Below are 3,249 nucleotides of genomic sequence, written 5' to 3'. Positions count from 1 at the left end.
CCTTACGTAGAGCTTCAAAAGTTTATGGCTTAAAAAAGTGAAAAAATATTAGGATTTGACCTTGGAATACGTATAAGGTTTGTTGCGTGAAAATCCGCGAGGATTTTCAGTTTAAGAAACCAAGATAGCAAATTTGCGAGTATTTTCCGTAGGAAAATCCGAAGCAATGAACTTTATACTGTGTTATATGGCGTTTTTATTTTAAAAAAGGGATTGCTGGTAAATATTTATTTTTCAATCCTTTTTGAGATTTTCTAACATTCAAAAATATAGTAACTATGTTATATACATATAGTGAAAATAAAATGACAGATGGTATTGAGAATTTATGGATTAAAGCCCAAATGGAATCGGTGATATTGATATTGAGATAAATAAAAAAACCTTCTCCTAATATCAGTTGTATAATTGTGATTGTAGAATACAGTATTAAAGTCCAAGTTATTTGAAAATTTATTATTTTTTTTCCAGAATCATCTACAAATTTTATTTTTTCACGTTTTAAAATCCACATTACAAGTGGAATTATTATGCCTAATAGAGGGGTGATTATAAAACTAAAGGAACTCCAATTAAGTAGTTGTAAGTAACCTTTATCATCAGTAATTTGCCATTCTAAAAGGTCGTCAGGTGTTACTCCAAGAGCTTGAGTTAATTTAATCAAAGTATCCCCTCTAGGAATTGATTCTCCTTTTTCAATTCGTTGAATTGTTCTTAGACTTAGTTTTGATTCATCCGATAGTTGTTCTTGAGAAAATCCCTTTCTGTTTCGTAGGTCTTTAATTTTAATTGCTAAGTTCTGATTTTTCATTTTACATATTTTGATGATTACTCAGCAAAGATATTTTTATGTTGTTTTATTGGTTGCGTCATTTCTATGTCAATCTTATGACATTTTCGCCAACGATAGGCCGAAATGACATATAACGGTTGGGCTATGGTTTCGTTGCGTGAAAATCCGCGAGGATTTTCCGCCGTAAACCGAAGATAGTAAATTTGCGAGGACTTTCCGTGAGGAAAGTCAGAAGCAATGAACTATAGCCGGTGTTGTGGTGTCGTTTTTATTTTGTCAATTGTTTTGTCGGTAAAGACTTCCAATTCAAGTTGTTCAGTTTGATAACTGTTTTCAATTTCAAGTCCTCGTTGAGAAGGAAATATGTCCCAATTTTTATTATATTTTTTTCCAAGTTCCAGAATCAAATTTCTTAAATTTTTACCGTTTTTTAATTCAGTTAATAACCAATTTATTATTTCAAAATCAGATTCCACGTCTGAGTGAAGTCCGATAAAATATTTTGGAATATCATTTTCATAAATTACCCATTCATTATATTCTAACTCTAAAAAAGGAAAGAAACGTTCATTGTTTTTCCCGTTTATTAAATATGATTCCGTTTTAAAAGTCAATTTATCCACTTCAGATTTTTAGTATTAATTATTCCAATCTCCCCAAACTAAATAGGCAATAGCAAATGAGATTATAGCAAGTGTTATTAATCCAATAAACACATTAAAAAAATGTTGAGATACTATATCAGAGCTATCTTTTCTGTTTTTTTCTCCCAATAAATATTCAATTGACTTTTTTTGTCCAATTAGACTAAAAAAATAGTATCGAGTGTAAACACCTAAAACATTTACAATTAATCCTCTAAATATCAATTCAACTATAATTTCCAATAATATCGAGTTTTCTTAAATGCACCACAACGTTAATGTCTATGGAAAGTTGCGTGTTTGTGTGCGAGGATTTTCCGAAGGAAAATCAGAAGCTAGCAAACGAGCAACTGACATTGGTTTAGCTAAAACTAGCAATTTTTTATATACTGTGTTGGCAACAGTTTTTATTTTTTTATCATTTTGATCAGGTCAAACGCACACAATTTATTCAAGCATTTATTTGAAATAAACATCGGTAAATCTCGAAAGTCCGATTCCGATTTTTTCTTGATATTTTCGGTCAGTCGGTTTTTTCGATTTCGCCATAGTTTTAAAATCAGGTTCGACTTAAAGCTGTTTTCTTTGTTTTTAAACTTCTAAAAAGTCAAAACATTTCCCCATTTCAAAAAGCATATTATTAAAGTTGTAGCTAGTCCGCTAATCATTAATATAAAATGCCAATAATACATTCTCGCACCCCAAGTTTTCCGCATCTTATTACTAGTTTCTTTTTTGTAAAATCCATTGAAAAACTTCCAAGTAATAAAAGTGATTACTAAAAAAAGTACTATTCCTAATATCCAAATTTTTTCCATTTCTTAAATTTTTAATGTTCTTACCTCAAATTGTTGCCAACGTGTTTGTATATGGTTTGTTGCGTGGTTTAGCACGTAATTTAGCAAATACAAACCGAATAGAAAATCCACAAGGATTTTCGTAAGTTGGCTAGAACTAGCAATAAATTATATACGGTGTTGTAAAACGTATTTTTTTTCTTTTTTGTCAAATATTAATGTTTCGGACTTAGTTCTTTCACTTTTTACAATCTCTTTGTCACATTCGGAATCAAGTGAATAATTCTTAACTTTTGTCTTAACAGTTATGTCATTTAATTCGTTGTTAAGTTTATCATTCATTATCAAAATACTCTTAGAAGTTTTAAAAGACGCATTTTCACAAGTTCCATTATTTTCTCCAGTCATATTTTCAAGTTCGAAATTGTTCAAAACTTCAATTATTTTGTTGTCTTTTATATAATATAAATTGATTATTTCACTGTCATAAGGATTTACTCTTGAACTTCCACTATAACTATATCTTAATCCAAAAGCTCTGATGTTTTTATTTAAATAATAAGGTGCAGTATCTATTTTTAATGAACTTAAATAAACGGCATCTGAAGTCCATTCAGATTTTTTCGTGTAATTAGCTTCAAATGATTTTGATCTTTTATTCCAAATAAGAATGTTATTGTCAATATGGTAACAATAGTAGCATTCATTATCTCTGTTCGTTATAATTGGTAAGACAATAATAATTTTATCTTTCTGATATGTCTTTAAAGTTGCTTTTTCTATTAATAAATCTTTTTCATTAACTCTTAAAAACTCTATAGACTTTTCAATTAGTTCTTTGTTAGTCAATTCTTGTCCAAAAGATAACAATGAAAACAGAAATAAAGTTATGAATATTGATTTTTTCATTAGACTTGGGATATGTTTTACAACGGTTTCTTTACTTTATCCCTAAGAATAAAGTAGTTCTTAAATTTACTAAATGACAAGAGGAGAACTAGAACGGTTTGCAGAA

Annotated in this window: 4 protein-coding genes; all 4 read right to left on the bottom strand. The window is 29.1% G+C overall.

Annotation, left to right across the window (positions count from 1 at the left end; genetic code table 11):
* Positions 1–196 precede the first annotated feature (196 nt).
* The 4 genes from ICJ83_RS16875 to ICJ83_RS16860 all read right to left on the bottom strand — a co-directional run bounded on the left by ICJ83_RS16875 (position 197) and on the right by ICJ83_RS16860 (position 3,143).
* The gene (locus ICJ83_RS16875; protein ID WP_188231579.1) at positions 197–811 is read right to left on the bottom strand and encodes a helix-turn-helix domain-containing protein; all 615 of its coding nucleotides are present in this window, start codon (positions 809–811) and stop codon (positions 197–199) included.
* Between the two features lie 224 nt (positions 812–1,035).
* Positions 1,036–1,416, bottom strand: a complete 381-nt coding sequence (locus tag ICJ83_RS16870; RefSeq protein ID WP_188231578.1) for a hypothetical protein — start codon at positions 1,414–1,416, stop codon at positions 1,036–1,038.
* 15 nt (positions 1,417–1,431) lie between these two features.
* Positions 1,432–1,680, bottom strand: coding sequence for a hypothetical protein (locus tag ICJ83_RS16865; RefSeq protein ID WP_110358478.1), 249 nt, complete (start codon positions 1,678–1,680; stop codon positions 1,432–1,434).
* A gap of 722 nt (positions 1,681–2,402) precedes the next feature.
* Positions 2,403–3,143 (bottom strand): PA3715 family protein, encoded by a 741-nt coding sequence (locus ICJ83_RS16860; RefSeq protein WP_188231577.1) that lies wholly within the window; start codon positions 3,141–3,143, stop codon positions 2,403–2,405.
* Between the last annotated feature and the right edge of the window lie 106 nt (positions 3,144–3,249).

It is taken from the genome of Aestuariibaculum sediminum (genome assembly GCF_014596945.1).
Taxonomy (GTDB): domain Bacteria; phylum Bacteroidota; class Bacteroidia; order Flavobacteriales; family Flavobacteriaceae; genus Aestuariibaculum; species Aestuariibaculum sediminum.
The sequence above is the reverse complement of the archived record's forward strand: the minus strand, read 5'-3'. Positions and strand labels throughout refer to the sequence as shown.

Excerpts from the sequence above, each read along its gene's own strand:
- ICJ83_RS16875 (WP_188231579.1), bottom strand. The coding sequence starts at position 811 with ATGAAAAATCAGAACTTAGCAATTAAAATTAAAGACCTACGAAACAGA.
- ICJ83_RS16860 (WP_188231577.1), bottom strand. The coding sequence starts at position 3,143 with ATGAAAAAATCAATATTCATAACTTTATTTCTGTTTTCATTGTTATCT.